Here is a 21,772-nt window from a genome sequence, read left to right on the forward strand (position 1 = left end):
TCCCCGTTGGGTCGCGAAGCGGCCCCATGCGCAGTTCCGGGCGAACTGCAAACTCAGGGCTGCTACGCAGCCCAACGGGGATGAATCCCCTCGCCACAGGTAACCCCTGTGGGCACAGAAGGGGCTCAGCCCTCTTCCAGCCACCAGCGCAACGGTTTGCCTTGAGCAGGCCAGAAGCGTATCTGCTCGATGGGCGAAATGTCCCAGCGCTCGACTTTTTCCAGCGCCTGCAAGAAGCGTTGTTCCTGCTCCATCAACGCCGGGGCGCAGAGCTTGCGGGTCTTGCCGATCTTGCCGAAGCTCAGCTTGTCGCCGTCCTGCATGTACGGCGCGAACCAATGGTTGCAGCCGCCGTTGCCGTAGGCGCGGCCGTCATCGCCGAGGGTCACGGTCAGATGGCTGTAGTCCATCAGTGGCCGCTCGCCGATCCATTCCAGAATGTAGCTGCGGTTGTGCTGCAGTTGCACCGGCTCTGCGGCGCAACCGGCCAGGCCGACACCGATCAGTGCGGTCAGGGCGAGGCGTTTCATCACGCAGGCTCCTGGCATTTCGGGCACAGGTGCTTGTCGCCGACGGCTTTCCAGCCCAGCTCGGCGATGCGCGCGGTGGCGGCGGGTTTCTCGGCGGACTTGCCGAGTTTGGCATCCACGGCGAATTCGAAGCTCAGCTCTTTCGCGCAGCTGTCGCAGTTGACCTGCCAGGTGTGAATGGCCAGTTCGCCGAACACCGGGCCTGTGGTCATCGCGGTCCATTGGCCTGGCGGATTGATCAGGTGGCGCACCGTGTCGACGGTCAGGCGCATGGACAAATCCTTGCTGCCTTTGAGCGTGACCAACAGGGCATCGCCGATACGGATCGAGCCACCGTTGCCGGTCACCTGATAGCGGCCCGGAACCAGGGCGCGGCATTCGGTGAGGGTGTGTTGCGGGTTCATCAGGGTGTAGCGGAAATCGTGTTCGACCATGGGTCCTCCAAATATGCGCGACATGCTAGCACGGGCTCGATTGCAGAATGATGCACGCGTGCGACCTTCGATCCGGTTCAAATGCGCCGACAGTCATGGCAAACTGCCGGCCCCCGAATCTGAAGGAACGGAACATGGCGCTGATCGAATGTTATGAATGCAAGCGGAGCATCAGTTCCGAAGCGCTGGCGTGCATTCACTGCGGCGCGCCGATGGCCGAGCACGCCGCCATGCAGGCGCAATCGACGGCGGCACCGGTGCAAGCCTCGACGATTTCCTTCGGCAGCCTGCCACGTAACAACGCAGTGCCCGAGGCGGTTGCGCCGCCAGTGTCCGAGCCTTTACCCAAAGTGATGCCGGCAGCAGCAGGGCGTCGCCGTCGTCAGCAGGCCGCAGAACAGGCCCGCGAGGAGCAGCAACCGCTCAACGCCGATGGCAGCCGCCCGGTGGAGGGCTGGCTGAAAATCATGGTGTTTCTGCTGCCGGCGTTTTTCGTCTGGTTCCTGCTGCGCAACGGCCACTCCAGCAAGCAGCGCCTGCTCGGGTTCGGCTGGCTGGGCTTGCTGATCCTGGCGTCTTCGCTGTCCAAGTAAAACCGTTCAACCCTCGACCTGGTTCTGCGGCGCACCTGCCGCCCAGGTCGCGATGTTGTGCAGGGTGGTCGCGGCAATCGCGCCCAGCGCCTCGCGGGTCAGAAACGCCTGATGCGCAGTGATGATCACGTTGGGAAACGTCAGCAGACGCGCCAGCACATCGTCCTGCAATGGCAGGTCGGAGCGATCCTCGAAAAACAGCTGCGCCTCTTCCTCGTAAACATCCAGCCCCAGATAACCGAGTTGGCCGTCCTTCAGCGCGTCGATCAGCGCTGGCGTGTCCACCAGCCCGCCACGCCCGGTGTTGATCAGCATCGCCCCCGCCTGCATGTGCGCCAGTGAATCGCGATTGATCAGGTGCTTGCTCTGCTCGTTGAGCGGGCAATGCAGGCTGATGATCCGCGACTGCGCGAGCAACTCCGGCAGGCTCAGATAACGTGCGCCCAACGCCTGCACCTCGGGATTGGGATACGGATCGTAGGCGAGCAATTCACAGCCGAAGCCGTGCATGATTTTCGCGAAGGTCGCACCAATCTGCCCGGTGCCGACGATGCCGACGGTCTTGCCGACCAGATCGAAACCGGTCAGGCCATGCAGGCTGAAATCGCCCTCGCGGGTGCGGTTGTAGGCGCGATGCAAGCGACGATTGAGGGCGAGGATCAGCGCCACGGCATGTTCGGCCACGGCGTGCGGCGAGTAGGCCGGCACACGAACCACGGCCAGGCCGAGGCGTTTCGCCGCCGGCAGGTCGACATGGTTGTAACCCGCCGAACGCAGGGCAATCAGCCGCGTGCCACCGGCAGCGAGGCGTTCCAGCACCGGGGCGCTGAGGTCGTCATTGATGAACGCGCAGACCACTTCGTGCTGCTCGGCCAATGCCGCCGTATCGAGGCTCAGTCGCGCCGCTTGAAAATGCAATTCAAGCCCGGCCGGGCAGTCGGCGGCGAGGAAGCTGTCGCGGTCGTAGGTCTGGCTGCTGAAAATGATCGTGCGCATGAATCCTCCTGGAACATCGACGCGGGCCGCAATGGCCCGCGACAACTGTAGCGCTTTGCGCGCGCCGTGCCTTGCCGTGGATCAGGCGCTGATGCGCGCCTGCGCCGCGAGTCGATTGATCGAGCGCTCCAGTTCATCCAGTGCGGCGGCGGCTTTCGGATCGTCCTGCTTGAGCAGGGTTTCGCTGCGCTGGCAGGCGGCGCGCAGTTGCGGCACGCCGCAATAACGGGTCGCGCCGTGCAAGCGGTGCACGCGTTCGAGCAGGGCATTCTGGTCGTGGCTGTCACGCGCGGCGCGTATCGCTTCGCGGTCGGCTTCCAGCGAGGCCAGCAGCATAGCGAGCATGTCCGCCGCCAGATCCGCCTTGCCCGCCGCCAGACGCAAGCCTTCTTCGTGATCGAGCACCGGCAGTTCCTGCTGACTCGCCGCGCTGTCGCCGTTGCGCTCAGGTGCCTGATTGCGCAGGGCCAGTCCGGTCCACTTCAACACCACCTGCGCCAGTTGCCGCTCGCTGATCGGTTTGGTCAGGTAGTCGTCCATGCCGCTTTGCAGCAGCGCGCGTTTTTCGTTGGCCATGGCGTGGGCCGTGAGGGCGACGATCGGCAGCGGCGTGCAATGCCGCTCGCTTTCCCACTGGCGAATGGTTTCGGTGGTCTGGCGACCGTCCATGCCCGGCATCTGCACGTCCATCAGCACCAGATCGAACGATTCGCTCTGCACGGCTTTGACGGCCGCGTAACCGCTTTCCACCGCGAGCACGCGGGCGCCCATGTCTTCGAGAAGGGTCTGCACCAGCAACAGATTGGCCGGGTTGTCGTCGACACACAGCACGCGCGGCGCACGGCTGGACAGCGGCTCGCCCGGTTCGCTGCGGGTCTGGCGCGGATTGACCAGATCGGACAGCGCCCGGCGCAATTTGCGCGTACACGCCGGTTTGGCCTGAAGCTGGCTGTGCGGGTTGGGTACCGACAGGTGAAACAGCGTCTGTTCGGTGGTCGGACACAGCACCAGCACTTTGCAGCCAAGATGTTCGAGGTCCCAGATGTGCTGGTTCAAGCGTTCCGGGAGCATGTCGTTGCTGGTGATGCCGATCACCGCCAGATCGATCGCCTGATCGGTCTGATGCGCGCCGGTGACGCCATTGCTCAGGCTCTCCAGAGTATTGAACGGCGTAACTTGCAGTCCGCAGTCTTTCAGCTGATGTTGCAAGGCCTGACGCGCCAGTTCGTGATTTTCCAGCACCGCCACACGGCGCCCGAGCAGCGGCGCGGCGGGCAGGTCTTCGGCATCGTCGCGGGTCTTGGGCAGGCTCAGGCTGATCCAGAATTCCGAACCTTCGCCCGGCGTGCTGTCGACGCCGATCTCGCCGCCCATCTGTTCGATCAGGCGCTTGGAAATCACCAGCCCCAGCCCGGTGCCGCCGGGTTGGCGCGACAGCGAATTGTCGGCCTGACTGAAAGCCTGGAACAGCGCGCGGACATCCTGACTCGACAGACCGATGCCGGTGTCCTGAATGCTGATGCGCAGTTGCACGCTGTCTTCGTGTTCGTCTTCGAGCATCGCCCGGGCGACGATGGTGCCTTCGCGGGTGAACTTGATCGCGTTGCTGACCAGATTGGTGAGGATCTGCTTCAAGCGCAGCGGATCGCCGACCAGCGACAGCGGCGTATCGCGATAGACCAGGCTGACCAGCTCAAGCTGCTTGGCGTGCGCGGCCGGAGCGAGGATGGTCAGGGTGTCCTGCAACAGGTCGCGCAGGTTGAACGGAATGTGATCGAGTACCAGTTTGCCGGCCTCGATTTTCGAGAAATCGAGAATCTCGTTGATGATCCCCAACAGGCTGTCGGCAGACTTTTCGATGGTGCCTAGGTAGTCGAGCTGGCGCGGGGTCAGTTCGCTTTTCTGCAACAGGTGAGTGAAGCCGAGAATGCCGTTGAGCGGCGTGCGGATCTCATGGCTCATGTTGGCGAGGAATTCGGATTTGATCCGGCTGGCTTCCAGCGCTTCTTTGCGCGCTAGGTCCAGTTCGATGTTCTGGATCTCGATGGTTTCCAGGTTCTGCCGCACGTCTTCGGTGGCCTGATCGACGCTGTGCTGCAATTCTTCGCGAGCATTCTGCAGGGTGCCGGCCATGCGGTTGATGCCCGAGGCCAGTTCGTCCAGCTCCTGGCTGCCGAGGGGCGGCAAGCGGGTTTCCAGATGACCGTCCTTGAGCTGCGCGACAGCCTGTTTGATCTGGCTCAGCGGACGGTTGATGGTGCGGCCCATGCGCAACGCGAGGAGGGCGGCGCCGGCAAGTCCGGCGGCGATCAGCAGCAGGCTGGCGAACAGGCTGCGATAGCCGCGCAGCAACATGCCGTTGTGCGACAGCTCCAGCTCGACCCAGCCGAGCAGGCGTTCGGATTCTTCGGGAATGATTTCGCCGGCGAGGTTGCGGTGCTTGCCGAACACCGGCATCAGGTAGCGCGTCGCGTCATTGCCGCTGCGTCGTTGCAGCAGCGCGCTGTCGCCGCTCGGGGCCTGATTGAGCATGGTCGGGCCGGCGTGGGCCAGTGGCGAGCGGTCCGCCGCGAGGAAAGTCACCGCGCGCACGTCGGGTTGTTCAAGGGACTGGGTGGCGATGCGTTCAAGCAGATCGGCGTCGCCGTGACCCATCGCCGGCGCCACCAGCGGCGCCAGTTGCTCGGCGATCATTTCGCCGCGCTGCATCAATTGGCTGTGCAGGTCGGTCTGCTGCGTCCAGGTGAAATAGCCACCCAGCACCAGCGCCATCAGGCTGGTCGGCAACAAGGTCAGCAACAGCACGCGACCTTTGATTCCCAGTTTCTTGAGCACGCCTATCTCCCGCATCCCGCTGATCTGTTGACACATGCGTGCATCCGGCACGCGACATGGGCGCAGTGTAGCGATTTGCAGGCGGGCAATCTTGCGGAAAATGCAGCGCCGCCGACGCACTCGTTCGTCCGACAGGCCAAGCTTGTGTTGCCCGCTGTCGGACAATCTTGAATAATCCGCCAACTGAGAATTACTTGCAGATACTCATGACTCCTGTTTCCGTTGGGCAGCCACGCATCCTTTCCATTGAAGACGATCCGGTCCTCGGCGCGTATGTGCACGAGCATCTGGGCCGCAGCGGTTTTCAGGTGACCTGGTGCCAGAACGGCCAGGAAGGTCTGAACATCGCCCAGCGTCAGCCTTTCGACGTGGTGCTGATGGATATTCTGCTGCCGGGGCTCGATGGTCTGCAGTTGTTGACGCAATTGCGGCAGAGCCATTCGACGCCGGTGTTGCTGATGTCGGCGCTGGGTGCCGAGGCCGATCGCATCAGCGGTTTCCGCCTCGGTGCCGATGACTATCTGCCCAAGCCGTTCAGCATGGCCGAGTTGCATGTGCGCATCGAAGCGATCCTGCGCCGCGTGGCCCTGGATCGGCGCCCGCCTGCGATTACCGCTGCGGTGGTCAGCGGCACCCTGCGTTTCGATGACGAACAGTGCGACGTGTTTTTCCGCGAGCAAGCGGCCGGGTTGACCCGCAGCGAATTCCGTCTGCTGGAAACCCTGCATCGCAACAACGAGGAAGTACTGAGCAAGGCCTTCCTTTATCAGCACGTCCTGCAACGCGGCTTTGCGGCGCACGATCGCAGCCTCGACATGCACATCAGCCAGATCCGCCGCAAACTCAAAGCCATCGGTTACACCGAGCGCGAAGTGCGCACGGTGTGGGGAAAGGGCTATGTCTTGAGTGGCGCCGATGAAACTGTCTGAACTGCCGGGGCGGCATTCGCTGTTCTGGAAACTGGCGTGCCTGCTGGTGGCGTTTTGTCTGTTGATGATCTGGCTGAGCTGGTCGTGGGGCCGCTACATGGAGGAGCGCAATCAGTTCCTCTCCAGTGACGCGCGCAGCACCCTCAGCCGTTACGCCGCGCAAGCCGAACAAGCGTGGCAGCGCGGCGGGCGCAATGGCGTCGATGACTGGTTGCAGAGCATGGAATTGCGCGAGGCCAGTTGGGTCGGCGTGATCGGCGCTGATTTGCAGTCGCTGAGCAGCCAGCCGTTGAACGCGGCAGAGGTGCAGCACCTGACCTTTTTGCGCGGCCTCGACTGGCCGATCCACAAGAAGGGCCGACCTTGGCTGCGGGTACCGTTCCCTCAGGATCCGGCCGCCGGCATCCTCGTCATCGAGCTGCCTGAACGTTTTGTCCCGGGCAAGTACCGGGTGTTCTGGCGGGTGATCACCAACGGCGTGATTCCCGGGCTGTTCACCCTGTTGCTCTGTGTCGGCCTGTATCGCCTGCTGGTGGTGCCGCTGAATAACCTGCGCGAACAGGCCAACGCCTGGCGCGCTGATCAGTTGAACGTGCGCCTGTCGAGCGGCATCACCCAGCGCCCGGATGAACTCGGTGAGCTGGCGCGGGCCTTCGATTCCATGTCCGAGCGCCTGCAAACCACGGTCGCCTTGCAGCAGCAATTATTGCGCGACCTGTCCCACGAACTGCGCACGCCGCTGAGCCGCCTGCGCGTGGCCAGTGAAAGCGAACAGGGCCTGGCGCAATTGCGCGAGCGCATCGGCCGCGAGGTCGACGGCATGCAGCGGCTGGTCGATGACACCCTGCAACTGGCCTGGCTCGACACCGACCGCTCGCCGTTGCCGGATGAAGCGATCCAGATTCAGGCGCTGTGGGAAATGCTTACCGACAACGCCTGCTATGAAAGCGGCTGGCCGAGTCTGCAACTGCAATGCTCGGTCGAGGCATCGTGCTGGGTGCGCGGCAACCTCAATACCCTGGCGCAAGCGCTGGAAAACATCCTGCGCAATGCCATTCGTCACTCGCCCGAGGGCGGGATTGTGCGTCTCGATGCACGGCGCGATGGCGAGTATTGGCATTTGTGGCTGGAGGATCAGGGCGGCGGCGTGGCTGACGAAGATCTGCAGCGGATCTTTTCGCCGTTCATTCGATTGGATGGATCGAGACCCGGGGATGGTGGCTTTGGCCTGGGCTTGAGCATTGCGCGTAATGCGGTGCAGCGCCAGGGCGGGTTGCTCTGGGCGCAAAACACCGGGGCGGGGCTGCGGTTGAATTTGCGCTTGCTGGCGGATGATGGTATTGCCCATGCGGACGCCTTCGCGAGCAGGCTCGCTCCCACAATGGCTGTGCATTCACCGCAGATCGCATAAGCAACATTCATCCCCTGTGGGAGCGAGCCTGCTCGCGAATTCAAGCATCACCACAAGAACTGAGTGTTACTCAAATAAAAGTCGCACCACTGGCGCGACTTTTATTTGCTTATTCCCATAAACCATAAGCACCGCACTTTGCGTGATATGGCCTGCGCGGGTTTGCCGGTATGATAGGCGACCCCGCACGTCTGGATTGCGAATACGCCATGACCTTGCAGTACCCAACCATCGCCGATTGCGTCGGCAACACGCCGCTGGTGCGTTTGCAGCGCCTGCCCGGCGCCACCAGCAACACCCTTTTGCTCAAGCTCGAAGGGAACAACCCGGCGGGTTCGGTCAAGGACCGCCCGGCGTTGTCGATGATCACTCGCGCCGAGTTGCGCGGGCAGATCAATCCCGGCGATACGCTGATCGAGGCGACCTCCGGCAACACCGGCATCGCGCTGGCGATGGCCGCTGCGATCAAGGGTTACAAGATGATCCTGATCATGCCGGACAACTCCAGCGCCGAGCGTAAAGCGGCGATGACCGCTTACGGTGCCGAGCTGATCCTGGTGACTCAGGAAGAGGGCATGGAAGGCGCCCGCGATCTGGCCCAGCGTATGGAAGCCGAAGGCCGTGGCAAGGTGCTCGACCAGTTCGCCAATGGCGACAACCCCGAAGCGCACTACACCACCACCGGCCCGGAAATCTGGCGTCAGACCCAGGGCAGCATCACCCATTTCGTCAGTTCGATGGGCACCACCGGCACCATCATGGGCGTGTCGCGCTACCTCAAAGAGCAGAGCGACAGCGTGCAGATCGTCGGTCTGCAACCGATGGAAGGCTCGGCCATTCCCGGCATCCGCCGCTGGCCGCAGGAATACCTGCCGAAGATCTATCAGGCTGACCGCGTCGATCGCATCGTCGACATGGCGCAAAGCGAAGCCGAAGACGTTACCCGGCGCCTGGCCCGCGAAGAAGGCATCTTCTGCGGCGTGTCCTCGGGCGGTGCGGTGGCAGCGATGCTGCGCTTGTCCAGAGAAGTTGAAAACGCGGTGATCGTCGCGATCATCTGCGACCGTGGCGACCGTTACCTGTCGACCGGCATTTTCGACGCGCCGAACTGATGGCCAAACACGAGAGAGGCCTGCGCTTCCAGCCCACCGGCGGCAGCAAGGCGCCACAGATCCCGACCGGCAAAAAGCAGCGCTTGAGTATCGAGCGCCTGGCCAATGACGGTCGCGGTATCGCGTTTTTCGAAGGCAAAACCTGGTTCGTCCTCGGCGCCCTTGCCGGTGAAGAGGTCGAAGCACGGGTGCTCGGCGCCCACGGCAAAGTGGTCGAGGCGCGTACCGAACGGGTATTCACTGCCAGCGAATTGCGTCGTCCGGCAGCGTGCGCGCACTTCGGCCGTTGTGGCGGTTGCAGCGTTCAGCACTTGCCCCACGACGAACAACTCGCCCTGAAACAGCGCATGCTCGCCGAGCAATTGTCGCGGGTGGCCGGTGTCGAACCTGAAGAATGGGCGGCGCCGCTGACCGGCCCGGAATTCGGCTACCGTCGGCGCGCGCGGATCGCCGTGCGCTGGGACATGAAGGCAAAGAAACTCGAAGTAGGTTTCCGCGCCGCCGGCAGTCAGGACATCGTCGCGATCAGCGAATGCCCGGTGCTGGTACAGCCCTTGCAACCGATCATGACCCGCTTGCCGGAGATGCTCCGTCGTTTGAGCAAACCGCAAGCGTTGGGCCATGTCGAGTTGTTCAGCGGCTCATCACTGGCGGTATTGCTGCGGCACATGGCGCCGTTGTCCGAAGCGGATCTGAGCATCCTCAAGGATTTCTGCCGGTTTCATGAAGCGCAGTTGTGGTTGCATGGCGAAGGCGAACCGCAACCGGTCGAGGCCGGTCAGAGCCTCGGTTATCGCCTGGAGCAGTGGGATCTTGAGCTGGCGTACCGGCCGGGAGACTTTGTTCAGGTCAACGCGAGGGTTAACGAAGCGATGATCGCCCAAGCGCTGGACTGGCTGAAACCAGCGGCTGAAGAACGCGTGCTCGACCTGTTTTGCGGGTTGGGAAATTTTGCGTTACCGCTGGCCAAAAGCGTCCGTGAAGTGGTGGCGGTGGAGGGTGTGCAGACCATGGTCGAGCGTGCCGCTGCAAATGCCATCAGTAACAATTTGCATAACACAAAGTTTTTTCAAGCCGATTTATCCCAGCCTTTGACCGATGCCCAGTGGATCGGAAACGGCTTTTCTGCGGTACTCTTGGACCCACCGCGTGACGGTGCTTTCGAGGTGGTGCGCAAGCTCGCGACCCTGGGTGCCAAACGGTTGGTATATGTGTCGTGCAACCCGGCCACGCTGGCGCGCGACACGCAGGAATTGATCAAGCAGGGCTACCGGTTAAAACGTGCCGGGATTCTCGATATGTTTCCTCAGACGGCACATGTCGAGGCCATGGCGTTATTTGAAGCGAGCCAGGACGGCTCGTCTGAATCCGTCTGATCTGTCCGCGCAGCGCTCGCCTGAGCCCCGCGAGCGCGAACGGACACTGAGGATCAGCGATTTGACGCATTGAATCTGCGTCGTAGGGAAGGTAAAGCAGCATGGTACAGGTGAGAGCACACCAGCCGATCAACACCGACGGCAGTATCAATCTCGAGGCCTGGCTCGATCACGCGGTCAGTGTCGATCTGGCACTGGATCGCGAGGCCTTGAAAGAGGCCTGCGAGTTCGCTCGCGAGGCCGAACAGCAGTCCAACGCGAAGAAGAATCTGTGGGCCGAAGGCTCCGGCAGTTTCAGCACTGGCCTTGAGATCGCCGAGATCCTCGCCGACCTCAAGCTCGATCAGGATTCGCTGGTCGCCGCCGTGTTGTATCGCGGCGTGCGCGAAGGCCAGATCGAGCTGGCGGCCATCGGCCAGCGCTTCGGTCCGGTAGTGGCCAAGCTGATCGACGGCGTGCAGCGCATGGCGGCCATCAGCGCCAGCCTCAGCCCACGGCAATCAATGGTCATGGGCACCCAAGGGCAGGTGGAGAACCTGCGCAAGATGCTCGTGGCCATGGTCGATGATGTGCGCGTTGCGCTGATCAAACTGGCCGAACGCACCTGCGCGATTCGTGCGGTGAAAACCGCCGACGATGAAAAGCGCAACCGCGTCGCTCGCGAAGTCTTCGACATCTATGCGCCGCTGGCCCATCGCCTCGGCATCGGTCACATCAAATGGGAGCTGGAGGACTTGTCCTTCCGCTATCTCGAACCCGATCAATACAAGCAGATCGCCAAGTTGCTCCACGAGCGGCGGCTGGATCGCGAGCGTTTCATCAGCGACGTGATGACCCAGCTCAAGGACGAACTGCAGGCCACCGGCGTCGACGCCGACATCAGCGGCCGGGCCAAACACATCTACTCGATCTGGCGCAAAATGCAGCGCAAGGGTCTGGAATTCAGCCAGATCTACGACGTTCGCGCGGTGCGCGTGCTGGTGCCGGAAATGCGCGACTGCTACACCGCGCTCGGCATCGTCCACACCCTGTGGCGGCACATCCCGAAAGAATTCGACGACTACATCGCCAACCCGAAAGAGAACGGCTACCGCTCGCTGCACACGGCGGTGATCGGTCCGGAAGGCAAGGTCCTCGAGGTGCAGATCCGCACCCACTCCATGCACGAAGAAGCCGAACTTGGCGTCTGCGCGCACTGGCGCTACAAGGGCACCGACGTCAAATCCGGCTCGAACCATTACGAAGAGAAAATTTCCTGGCTGCGTCAGGTCCTCGAATGGCATGAAGAGCTGGGTGATATTGGCGGTCTGGCCGAACAGTTGCGCGTCGACATCGAGCCCGATCGGGTCTACATCTTCACTCCAGACGGGCACGCCATCGACTTGCCGAAAGGCGCGACGCCGCTGGATTTCGCCTATCGGGTGCACACCGAAATCGGCCACAACTGCCGGGGCGCGAAGATCAACGGCCGTATCGTGCCGTTGAACTACAGCCTGCAGACCGGCGAGCAGGTCGAGATCATCACCAGCAAGCACGGCACGCCGAGCCGCGACTGGCTGAACCCGAACCTCGGTTACGTCACCACCTCGCGGGCGCGGGCGAAGATCGTTCACTGGTTCAAATTGCAGGCTCGCGATCAGAACGTTGCGGCCGGTAAAACCCTGATCGAGCGCGAACTCAATCGCCTCGGATTGCCGGCGGTGGATTTCGACAAGCTGGCCGAAAAGGCCAACATGAAAACCGCCGAAGACATGTTCGCCGCCCTCGGTGCCGGCGACCTGCGTCAGGCGCATCTGGTCAACCTTGCGCAGCAATTGGTCGAACCGGAGCGCGGCAACGAACAGTTGGAGCTGATCCCGCGCAAGGCCACCGGTTACAAACCGGGCAAGCGCGGCGATATCCAGATCCAGGGCGTCGGCAACCTGATGACGCAGATGGCCGGCTGCTGCCAGCCGCTGCCGGGCGATGCGATTGTCGGTTACATCACTCAGGGCCGTGGCGTGAGCATTCACCGCCAGGACTGCGCCTCGGTGCTGCAACTGGGCGGGCGCGAGCCGGAGCGGATCATTCAGGTCAGCTGGGGCCCGGTGCCGGTGCTCACCTATCCGGTGGACATCATCATCCGCGCCTACGACCGTTCCGGGCTGCTGCGTGACGTCTCGCAGGTGCTGCTCAACGAGCGCATCAACGTGCTGGCGGTCAACACCCGCTCGAACAAGGAAGACAACACTGCGCTGATGTCGCTGACCATCGAGATCCCCGGTCTGGATGCGCTGGGGCGGCTGCTGGGGCGGATTTCGCAACTGCCGAACATCATCGAAACGCGGCGTAACCGTACCCCGTGATGCCATTGATTGTTCCCTGTGGGAGCGAGCCTGCTCGCGAAGAGGGCGTGTCAGTCGACATCTTTGTTGCAGACACAGCGCTTTCGCGAGCAGGCTCGCTCCCACAATGGTTTTGTGGTGAGACAGAAAAATGATGTACAGCCTCGAAGACCTGCTCCATCTGATGTCCCGTCTGCGCGATCCGCAGTTCGGCTGTCCGTGGGACATCAAGCAAACCTACGCGACCATCGTCCCGCACACCCTCGAAGAAGCCTATGAAGTGGCCGATGCCATCGAACGTGGCGATCTCGACCATTTGCAGGGCGAGTTGGGTGATCTGTTGTTTCAGGTGGTGTATTACAGCCAGTTGGCCAAGGAAGAGGGGCGGTTCGAATTTGCCGGGGTGATCGACAGCATCACGCGCAAACTGATCCGCCGTCATCCGCATGTGTTCCCGACGGGCGACCTGTATGCGCCGCTCGACGTGCCGCGCTTGAGCGAAGAGCAGGTCAAGCAGCGCTGGGAAGAGATCAAGGCCGAAGAGCGCGCCGAGAAAGCCTCGGCGCCCGAGCAGTTGTCCTTGCTCGACGACGTGCCGGCCACCTTGCCGGGACTGTCGCGCTCAGCCAAGTTGCAGAAGCGCGCCGGGCAGGTCGGTTTCGACTGGCCGGATGCTTTGCCGGTGCTCGACAAGGTCCGCGAAGAGCTCGATGAAGTGCTCGAAGCCATGTCGGAAAATGATCCTGTGGCGGTGGCCGACGAGATCGGCGATCTGCTGTTTTCCGTGGTCAATCTGGCCCGGCATCTGAAGGTCGATCCGGAAACCGCTCTGCGCGGCGCCAATGGCAAGTTTGAAAGACGTTTCCGTTTTATCGAACAGGCATTGCGCGACACCCACCGTCCCATGGAAGATTGCACCCTCGAAGAGTTGGACGCCCTGTGGGGCGAAGCCAAACGCCAGGAAAAGAATGAGCCCAGCTGCGGCTGAGCCGTTGCCCAAGTGAGTAAGCATTGATGAGCCTTTCCCTTCGCGACCAGTTGCTCAAAGCAGGCCTGGTCAACCAAAAGCAGGCCAAGCAGGTCAGCAAAGACAAGCAGAAGCAACAGCGTCTGGCCCACAAAGGCCAGGCCGAGCTGGACGATTCGCAGCAGCGCGCCGCCCAGGAAGCCATGGCCGAGAAGGTCAAGCGCGACCAGGAACTGAACCGTCAGCAGAAAGAGAAGGCCGAGGCCAAGGCCCGCGCTGCGCAGGTCAAGCAGTTGATCGAAGTCTCGCGTCTGCCCAAGCTGACCACCGAGGACTACTACAACTTCGTCGATGACAAGAAGGTCAAGCGCATATCGGTCAACACGCTGATGCGCAACAAGCTCAGCAGCGGTTCGCTGGCGATCGTGCACCACAACGGCGGCTACGAAGTGATCCCCCGTGAAGCTGCGCTGAAGATCCAGGAGCGCGACCCGCAGCGCATCGTCCAGCTCAACGTGCAGACCGAAGAGGTCAACGCTGAGGACGATCCGTACGCGGCGTACCAGATCCCTGACGATCTGATGTGGTAAATCCAAGGCTGTAACAACGACGAACCCCGCTCATGGCGGGGTTTGTCGTTTTCAAATGCTGTGTTGTTTCAGGCGGACTTCAGTTCTCGTTGCTGTTCCTGCATTTCCAGCTCGGCCTTGTAGTTATGTGCATCGATCTCGTTGTGGAACATGCCGACCAGCAAGTCTTGTTGATGCACATCCCAGATACGGATGCCGGCGGCCAGGCCTTCATGGGACATGTGTGAATCGTCGCGTTCAGTTACTTTTACAGTCATCTGCTAGCTCCAGATCTCAAGTTACTGCACCAAGGCGTGTGCAGGACTCTGTTATAGGATTTGTTAGTCAGCTAAGTAAACTGCCGATTGGCGCAAGGTGTTGTTGCGGATTTCGCAACAAAGCTGGAGGCCGCGTAAACCGCGACATTCGGTCGCAGGGTAGTAAGTTTCATGACAGAAGTTTCATCTCCAGAACACTCTGGATCCCTGTCTTTGATCGTTCCCACGCGAAGCGTGGGAACGAACAACAACACTGACCGGAAGTTTCCCGGCTGATTTCTGCAGACGAAAAAAAAACGCCCCGAACCAGTCGGGGCGTTTTCATGTGCGGCTCAGCAGCGGGGAATTACTTGCCTTCCCAGCGCTTCAGTACCAGCGTGGCGTTGGTGCCGCCGAAGCCGAAGCTGTTGCTCATCACGGTGTTGATGGTGGCGTTCTCGCGGGTCTTGGTCAGCACCGGCAGATCGGCCACTTCCGGGTCGAGCTCGTCGATGTTGGCGGAGCCGGCAATGAAGTTGCCTTCCATCATCAGCATGCAGTAGATCGCTTCGTGCACGCCCGCGGCGCCCAGGGAGTGACCGGACAGGCTCTTGGTCGAGCTGATCGCTGGAGCCTTGTCGCCGAACACTTCACGCACACCTTTCATTTCCGCAACGTCGCCGACCGGAGTCGAAGTGCCGTGGGTGTTCAGGTAGTCGATCGGGGTGTCGACGGTGGACAGCGCCTGCTGCATGCAGCGGATCGCGCCTTCGCCGCTCGGAGCAACCATGTCGTAGCCATCGGACGTTGCGCCGTAGCCAACGATCTCGGCGTAGATCTTCGCGCCACGGGCCAGAGCGTGTTCCAGCTCTTCGACGACAACCATGCCGCCGCCGCCAGCGATGACGAAACCGTCGCGGTCCTTGTCATAGGCGCGGGAAGCTTGTTCCGGGGTGTCGTTGCGCTTGCTGGACAGAGCGCCCATCGCGTCGAACAGGAACGACTGGCTCCAGTGCTCTTCTTCACCGCCACCGGCGAAGACGATGTCCTGCTTGCCCATCTGGATCTGTTCCATGGCGGTACCGATGCAGTGAGCACTGGTGGCGCAGGCAGAAGCGATGGAGTAGTTCAGGCCCTTGATCTTGAAAGGCGTGGCCAGGCAAGCGGAAACGGTGCTGCTCATGGTCCGCGTTACACGGTATGGGCCAACGCGCTTCACGCCTTTCTCGCGGAGGATGTCCAGCGCTTCCATCTGGTTCAGCGTGGAAGCACCACCGGAACCAGCGATCAGGCCGGTGCGCGGGTTGGACACCTGCTCTTCGGTCAGGCCGGAGTCAGTGATGGCGTCTTTCATGGCCAGGTAGGCGTAAGCCGCTGCATGGCCGACGAAGCGATAGATCTTGCGATCGATCAGCTCTTCAAGGTTGAGGTCGATGGAGCCGGAAACCTGGCTACGCAGACCCATTTCAGCATATTCCGGGTTGAACCGGATGCCAGGGCGGCTTGCACGCAGGTTAGCGGAGACGGTCTCTTTGTCATTGCCCAGGCACGAAACGATGCCCAGACCAGTGATAACGACGCGGCGCATGCGAATAACCCTTAGAAGTTGTCAGTGGAGGTGAACACGCCGACGCGCAGGCCTTCGGCGGTGTAGATTTCGCGTCCGTCGACACTGACCGAACCATCGGCGATGGCCATGTTCAGCTTGCCCTTGAGGACGCGTTTGATATGAATGTTGTAAGTGACTTTCTTGGCGGTCGGCAGCACCTGACCGAAGAATTTCACTTCGCCCGAACCCAGCGCACGGCCGCGGCCCGGCAGGCCTTGCCAGCCTAGGAAGAAGCCGACCAGTTGCCACATGGCATCCAGACCCAGGCAGCCCGGCATCACCGGATCGCCTTCGAAATGGCAGGCGAAGAACCACAGGTCAGGGTTGATATCCAGCTCGGCGACCAATTCACCTTTGCCGTACTTGCCGCCTTCTTCGCTGATATGGGTGATGCGATCCACCATCAGCATGTTCGGGGCGGGCAGTTGCGCGTTACCTGGGCCGAACAGCTCACCGCGACTGCAGCGCAGCAGGTCTTCCCGAGTAAAGGCGTTTTGTTTGGTCATGCGAGCTCCTCAATAATCCCATGCGGCAGGTGGGGCAGATCTTCCCGACCGTTCAAGGCGTTCATGCCTCGAACCGGCAGCCTACTCATAGACTATTGCGTTGTGGTGAAAGTCACAGCACCAAGGACATGAATGTACACTTGTGCACTGAAATTTTTAATCAAGCCCCTTTTGGGGCTCGTTCGGGTGCCTAAGACTGCCGCACTTTCGCTTTTCACGCCAGTCGCAGATGGTCGAAAGGCCCACACTACGACACCCAGCGCTGCAAAATCTGCTGCAGGTCATTGCGTTTGAACGGCTTGGCCAGGTAATCGTTCATCCCCGCTGCCAGACAGGTTTCGCGATCGCCCTGCAAGGCGTTGGCGGTCAGCGCGATGATCGGCACATCGCGCCGTCCGGGCAGGTCGCGGATCTGTCGCGTGGCCTCGTAGCCGTCGATGATCGGCAGCCGGCAATCCATCAGAATCACTTCGAACTCGCTGCCCTCGGCACTGCGCACCGCCTGCGCGCCATCGGTTGCCACACTGACGGCAAAACCCAGACTGCGCAGCATCGCTTCGATCACGGTCTGGTTGACCGGGTTGTCTTCGACCAGCAACACATGGCGTCCTTCACCCTGACCACTACCGTTCGGCGCTCGCGGCGCGGCCAGCGCTGGCATTGCCTGCTTATATAGCGCCAATGGAATTTCCAGAGTGAATACCGAACCGCGTCCTTCCTCACTCTGCGCGCGCAACGTACCGCCCATGCGTTCGGCCAGGGTCCGTGCGATCGGCAGACCAAGACCGGTGCCACCGTAACGACGGGAGATCGAACTGTCGGCCTGCTGGAAGGCATTGAACATCAGCTCCAGACTTTCCGAAGAAATGCCGATGCCGCTGTCACGCACCGAGCAGGTGAACCACAGCAGTTCATGGTCCAGCGACTGCCATTGCGCCTCGATGCTGACCCGGCCCTGCTCGGTGAACTTCAAGGCATTGCCAACCAGGTTGACCAGAATCTGCCGGATCCGCGTCGGATCGCCCTGCACCTGCAAGCCGCGCATGTCGTCGGGAATGCGCAGATTCAGTGCCAGGCCTCGCTGCACCGCGCTGTGCTGGAACGATTGCGCGCAGGCGCCGATCAGCTCGGCGAGATTGAACGGGATGTGCTCCAGCTCCAGCTCCGAACGCTCGATTCGCGAGAAGTCGAGAATGTCATTGATGACCTTGAGCAGATGTTCGGTCGACTCCGAAGCAAGCGCGGCGTATTCGACCTGCTCCTCGGTCATCTCGGTGGTTTCGAGCAATTGCAACATGCCCAGCACACCGTTCATGGGCGTGCGTAGTTCATGGCTCATCATCGCCAGAAAATCCGATTTGGCGTTGTTGGCTTTTTCCGCCTCCTCGCGGGTCTGGATCAGTTGCGCCATCGCTTGCTGCTGTTCGCGACTGGCCTGCTCCAGCGCTTGGGCGAGGTTGTTGATGTGCTGCGACAGTGCGCCCAGTTCGGTGTCGTCGACAATCGGCAGCGGGGTTTTGTAATCGCCTTCCTGAATCGCCTTGACCGCATCGCCAATGTCACGGATCGGCTGCGACAGACTGCCGGCCAGACGACGGGCGACGACGAAGGTGAAGAGCAGGGCGAACAGCGCGAGAATCCCGGCCTTGAACAGGATCTCCTGCTGGCGCTGACTGAAAGCATCGTTGGACAGGCCGACGATCACTCGCCCCAGATAATCCTCGCCGGCGGCGCTGTTGCTGACTTTGCCGTCCTGGAAGAAGTCGTTGTGCAAGGCGATCCGCTGCAAACGCACCGGCGCCTGGAACACTTCGACCTGATGCGGGCGACTGTGGCTGTCGGCCGGTTGTTCGACATACACCAGAATCCGGTTGGCGCTGTCCTGCACTTCGAGAAAGCGCACGTTGGGCGTGGCGAGTGTCGCCTTGAGCAGGCTTTCCAGCACTTCGTTGTTGCCGGAGATCACCCCGTATTCCGTGGCCGGGGCGAGTTGGTTGGCGATCAACTGGCCGGTGTGGTTCAGCTCCTGGCGCAAATCCTGGATGCGCACGAAGGTAAAGAAGCTGATCAACAGCAACGTCAGCAGCAGCGCCGGCCCGAGGCTGATCAGCTGCGTGCGGGTGTTGATGTCCCAACGGCGACGAAAACTCATGGGCGGCGCTCTCCTTCGGCCAAGGCACTGGCGACAGATGCTTCATTCAGCGGTTCGATGCCTAAAGAACGAGCCACCTGCGCATTACTTGAGACTTTGAAACGAGCGGGGTAAAGCGTTCGCGGCCATGCGCTGGTGGGCTGATCGAGCAAATGGTCGAGGACGGCCAGCCAGTCGCTCTGGTCGCTGTAGGTACTGGCGAGGCTGCCAGCGCGAACGAATGCAATGTTGGGGCCGATCAGCGCAACCTGTCGCGAGTAGCTGCTGAGCAGGAGGTTTTTCGCCGTTTGCGAGTTGTACAGATCGGGGTCATCGAGGCCGAGCAAGACGTCGCTGCTTTTCAGCACCGCTTGCAGCGGACGACTGTCGTGGATGTTGTCCCAGCGCTGGCTGACAATCTCCAGATTCAGCGGCCGCGCAGCCGCGCGCAATTCGTCAATGAGGAATTCGCCGTGTTCATCGAACAGCACACCGACCCGCCGGGCCTGCGGCAAGATCCGGCGGATCAGTTGCAGTTGCCGGCTCAGCGGCGGGTCGCTCCAGAGCAGGCTCAGGCGCGCCGGTTGGGCATCGGCAAAACGCTGGCGCGCCTGCAAGCGGCTGATGCGCAACACCAGCGTCGACGGGCCTTGTGAGTCTTGCAGACGCCAGTCGAGGCTGGGCAGGTCTAGGAGGATCAAGCGCAGACTGGCCGGCAGTTTGCCCGGAGCCGGCAAGCTGGCCAGCGGCTGGAACCGCACATTGTCGGTCGGGCGCAGTTCACTCAGCGCTTGCACGAAGGCCTGCACGCCGGGGCTTTCCTCGGCGCCGGTCAACAGAATATCCGCCGCTTGCACCGCGACGCCGTGCAGCCACGCAGTCATGAACAGGCAGAGCCCGGCCAGCCAGTGACCCAGGGTAGGCGTCTTCCGTGACGGGCCGGTGCACATCCTAGAACTCCAGCTCGGCACTGAAATACATCACCCGGCGTTCATCGTAATTATTGTCGACGAAAGTGTTCGGCTGATGGTCGAGGCGCTGTTGCAGCACGCCGGCCAATTGCAGCTGAGCTTTGCCAATGGCGATGCGTTTGGCGATGCGCGTGTCGACGCGCTCGAAGCGATAGCCGTTGAGCGCGTTGTCGCCGTAATAGAAGAGGGCGCTGTTCCAGCCATGGCCCCAATTGCGCAGCCAACCGGCGGAACCGCTGTTGCGCGAGGTGAACTGTTGGTCCAGCGGATTGCTCGCCTCGGCGTCGACGAAGGCGTAGGTCAAACGCAAGCGGTCGGCGCTGCTGAGGCGCCAGTCGAGTTGCGTTTCGGTGCCGCGAAAGCGCGAGCTGTTGGCGTTGCTGGCGATGTACTGATTATTGCGCAGCGGCTCGCTGATCATCCCGGTGATTTCGTCGTAGAACAGCTTCACGTCCACGGCCAGCCCAAGCTCGGCGAAGTAGCCGTTGTAGCCCAATTCCCGCGAGCGCATGTGTTCCTGATCAAGATCACCGGGGCCACGGGTCTTGACGAAATAGCGCGCCGACGACTGGCCGTAAGCCGAGGGTCGCAGGTTGCTGACCTGATAGCTCCAATTGACGTTGTTCTCGAACATGTCCGGCGAACGGATCGCCTCCGAGTACACCGCGCGCAGGCCATGACGCGGGTTGATCAGGTAGTTGACCGCGAAGCGCGGGGTCAGCGAACTGCCGATCAGTTGCGTGTCTTCGAACATCGCTCCGCCCTGCACCAGCCAGTGCTCGGTAGCGCGCCATTCCAGTTGGCCGAAGGCGCGCCAGGTGGTGTCGTCGAGGGTGCCGTTGAAGTAGGTTTCGGAATCGGCGCGGTCGTAGCGGTAATTCAGGCCGCTGACCAGGCGCAGGCTGTCGGACAGGCTGAGGGTGTCCTGCAGCTCGAGGTCGTAGCGCGATTCGCGGGCGCTCTGGTCGATATCGCCGCACAAGGTCTGGCTGGCGCCGTTGCGCCATTGCTCGAGCACTTGATTGGCCAGCGCCATTTCCTGCGGCGTGCCGGGTGCCGCGCCGGGGCCGGTGAACTGGTTGATGTTGCGCGCCAGCCGTTCGGTGTAATTCGGGTTGAGCTGCCACAGCTGCGCCAGCTCGGGGCTGAACGACACCTCGGCATCGCAGGCGCGCCAGACTTGCTGGCGATCCCAGTGCTGCGCCGAACCTTGCACATACAGGCTGTGTTCGGGATTGATATCGAGGTTCCAGCGCACCGAACCGGCGTAATCCTTGGCCACCACGTCGGAATTGTTCCCGGCGTCGGTAATCCCCGAGAACACCGGGCGGTAGGTATAAGGTCGCTGATTGCTGCCGTCCTTGGCGTTGAGCTGCCAGTCGAGGCTTTGCCCTTCATTGAGGTCGTGGCTGACCGCCAGGCTCAGACGATTCAAGCGTCGACTGTCGCGATAATCCGCGCCGTTGCGGTCGCTGTCGAAACCGTCGTCTTCCTGGCCGGACAGCGACAGGCGCAGATCACCGCCAGCCCAACCGGTGCCTTGACTGGCATAAAAGTCGTTGATGCCACGCTGGCCACGGGTGATTTTCAGGCGCGTGCCATGGCTGTCGGCCGGGTGGCGGGTGATGATGTTGATCACCGCCATCAGCGCGTTGGCGCCGTAGCTGACCGTGTTCGGGCCGCGAAATACCTCGATCCGGTCGATGTCTTCCATCGCTACCGGGATATCGCTCCAGTCCACCGTCGCCAGGCCGGCGCGATACACCGAGCGGCCATCGATCAACACCTGCATGCGCCGTGCTTCACTGGCGTTGGTGCCGTGGTAATTCACCGCCGGCTGATTGCCGTTGATGCTGCCAACCATCATCCCCGGCACCAGTCGCAGTAGCTCGCTGATGTCGCGGGCACCGCTGGCGCTGATCAATTCGCTGTCGAGAACGGTCATGCTCCCGGGCACTTCCGCTGGCGTCTGCTTCAGCCGCGTGGCCGTGAGTACCTGCGGCAGCGTCTGGCTGTCGACGAACAGATCGTCCGCCAGCACTAGCGGGCTGAACAGCAGCGCCAGGAGCAGCGGCGAGCGCGGGGGAGGAGGGCCAGAAAACACGACACAGCCTGCAGAGAGAAGAATTGGCGCGCATGTTAACCGAGGGCGGCGACTTTTCCAGTGACGTTGCAGGCATTTTCCTAGGTTTTATTGGTCTTCTTCCTACAAATGTCGGTAA

At 61.8% G+C, this 21,772-nt stretch carries 18 protein-coding genes; 8 read left to right on the forward strand and 10 right to left on the reverse strand.

Translation table 11 applies throughout. From position 1 onward, the window contains the following. Nucleotides 1–125: 125 nt before the first annotated feature. A complete protein-coding gene (locus QMX86_RS18415; RefSeq protein ID WP_282386473.1) occupies nucleotides 126–530 on the reverse strand; it encodes an META domain-containing protein in 405 nt (134 codons plus the stop codon). After that, entirely contained in the window at nucleotides 530–964 is a 435-nt protein-coding gene (locus tag QMX86_RS18420; RefSeq protein ID WP_016773638.1) for a hypothetical protein, read from the reverse strand. Before QMX86_RS18420 ends, QMX86_RS18415 begins: the two co-directional genes overlap by 1 nt. A gap of 134 nt (nucleotides 965–1,098) precedes the next feature. Here QMX86_RS18420 and QMX86_RS18425 point away from each other — a divergent pair, with 134 nt between their 5' ends. After that, entirely contained in the window at nucleotides 1,099–1,557 is a 459-nt protein-coding gene (locus QMX86_RS18425; protein ID WP_273526086.1) for a hypothetical protein, read from the forward strand. Between the two features lie 6 nt (nucleotides 1,558–1,563). Here the strand turns inward: QMX86_RS18425 and QMX86_RS18430 are convergent, their stop codons facing one another. Both QMX86_RS18430 and QMX86_RS18435 read right to left on the reverse strand, forming a co-directional pair. Beyond that, nucleotides 1,564–2,553, reverse strand: a complete 990-nt coding sequence (locus QMX86_RS18430; RefSeq protein ID WP_122707458.1) for a 2-hydroxyacid dehydrogenase — start codon at nucleotides 2,551–2,553, stop codon at nucleotides 1,564–1,566. Nucleotides 2,554–2,634: 81 nt separating this feature from the next. Further along, complete coding sequence (locus tag QMX86_RS18435; RefSeq protein ID WP_282386477.1) at nucleotides 2,635–5,388, reverse strand: response regulator; 2,754 nt, start codon at nucleotides 5,386–5,388, stop codon at nucleotides 2,635–2,637. A 206-nt stretch (nucleotides 5,389–5,594) separates the two neighbouring features. On the opposite strand from QMX86_RS18435, the gene QMX86_RS18440 reads away from it, so the two are divergent. From QMX86_RS18440 to QMX86_RS18470, 7 genes are all read left to right on the forward strand, one after another. Then, nucleotides 5,595–6,317 carry a response regulator transcription factor gene (locus QMX86_RS18440; RefSeq protein ID WP_282386479.1) on the forward strand — a complete coding sequence of 241 codons (723 nt, stop codon included), beginning with the start codon at nucleotides 5,595–5,597 and terminating at the stop codon, nucleotides 6,315–6,317. Further along, nucleotides 6,304–7,728: a sensor histidine kinase gene (locus QMX86_RS18445; protein WP_282386481.1), complete on the forward strand. Its 1,425-nt coding sequence runs from the start codon at nucleotides 6,304–6,306 to the stop codon at nucleotides 7,726–7,728. Before QMX86_RS18440 ends, QMX86_RS18445 begins: the two co-directional genes overlap by 14 nt. Nucleotides 7,729–7,937: 209 nt before the next feature. Continuing rightward, nucleotides 7,938–8,840, forward strand: coding sequence for a cysteine synthase CysM (gene cysM / locus QMX86_RS18450; RefSeq protein WP_041479583.1), 903 nt, complete (start codon nucleotides 7,938–7,940; stop codon nucleotides 8,838–8,840). After that, complete coding sequence (rlmD, locus tag QMX86_RS18455) at nucleotides 8,840–10,216, forward strand: 23S rRNA (uracil(1939)-C(5))-methyltransferase RlmD (protein WP_130930142.1); 1,377 nt, start codon at nucleotides 8,840–8,842, stop codon at nucleotides 10,214–10,216. Before cysM ends, rlmD begins: the two co-directional genes overlap by 1 nt. A gap of 101 nt (nucleotides 10,217–10,317) precedes the next feature. Continuing rightward, nucleotides 10,318–12,561 carry a GTP diphosphokinase gene (gene relA, locus QMX86_RS18460; RefSeq protein WP_041479585.1) on the forward strand — a complete coding sequence of 748 codons (2,244 nt, stop codon included), beginning with the start codon at nucleotides 10,318–10,320 and terminating at the stop codon, nucleotides 12,559–12,561. Nucleotides 12,562–12,694: 133 nt separating this feature from the next. After that, nucleotides 12,695–13,528, forward strand: a complete 834-nt coding sequence (gene mazG / locus QMX86_RS18465; protein WP_130930143.1) for a nucleoside triphosphate pyrophosphohydrolase — start codon at nucleotides 12,695–12,697, stop codon at nucleotides 13,526–13,528. A gap of 26 nt (nucleotides 13,529–13,554) precedes the next feature. After that, on the forward strand, nucleotides 13,555–14,097 hold the full coding sequence (locus tag QMX86_RS18470; protein WP_282385731.1) for a DUF2058 domain-containing protein: 543 nt from the start codon (nucleotides 13,555–13,557) through the stop codon (nucleotides 14,095–14,097). Nucleotides 14,098–14,165: 68 nt separating this feature from the next. Here the strand turns inward: QMX86_RS18470 and QMX86_RS18475 are convergent, their stop codons facing one another. From QMX86_RS18475 to QMX86_RS18500, 6 genes are all read right to left on the reverse strand, one after another. Then, complete coding sequence (locus QMX86_RS18475) at nucleotides 14,166–14,354, reverse strand: hypothetical protein (RefSeq protein WP_042607160.1); 189 nt, start codon at nucleotides 14,352–14,354, stop codon at nucleotides 14,166–14,168. Nucleotides 14,355–14,700: 346 nt separating this feature from the next. Continuing rightward, the gene (gene fabB / locus QMX86_RS18480) at nucleotides 14,701–15,921 is read right to left on the reverse strand and encodes a beta-ketoacyl-ACP synthase I (protein ID WP_016773647.1); all 1,221 of its coding nucleotides are present in this window, start codon (nucleotides 15,919–15,921) and stop codon (nucleotides 14,701–14,703) included. Nucleotides 15,922–15,932: 11 nt separating this feature from the next. Then, nucleotides 15,933–16,448, reverse strand: a complete 516-nt coding sequence (fabA, locus tag QMX86_RS18485) for a 3-hydroxyacyl-[acyl-carrier-protein] dehydratase FabA (RefSeq protein WP_024013962.1) — start codon at nucleotides 16,446–16,448, stop codon at nucleotides 15,933–15,935. 247 nt (nucleotides 16,449–16,695) lie between these two features. Continuing rightward, nucleotides 16,696–18,600 (reverse strand): ATP-binding protein, encoded by a 1,905-nt coding sequence (locus QMX86_RS18490; RefSeq protein WP_095181591.1) that lies wholly within the window; start codon nucleotides 18,598–18,600, stop codon nucleotides 16,696–16,698. Beyond that, nucleotides 18,597–19,529: an ABC transporter substrate-binding protein gene (locus tag QMX86_RS18495; RefSeq protein ID WP_071173252.1), complete on the reverse strand. Its 933-nt coding sequence runs from the start codon at nucleotides 19,527–19,529 to the stop codon at nucleotides 18,597–18,599. The genes QMX86_RS18490 and QMX86_RS18495 overlap by 4 nt, the downstream gene beginning before the upstream one ends. Before the next feature lies 1 nt (nucleotide 19,530). Further along, nucleotides 19,531–21,654 (reverse strand): TonB-dependent receptor, encoded by a 2,124-nt coding sequence (locus tag QMX86_RS18500; RefSeq protein ID WP_282385736.1) that lies wholly within the window; start codon nucleotides 21,652–21,654, stop codon nucleotides 19,531–19,533. Nucleotides 21,655–21,772: the final 118 nt, after the last annotated feature.

The organism is Pseudomonas sp. PS01270 (assembly GCF_029959775.1).
Classification (GTDB): Bacteria; Pseudomonadota; Gammaproteobacteria; order Pseudomonadales; family Pseudomonadaceae; genus Aquipseudomonas; species Aquipseudomonas atacamensis.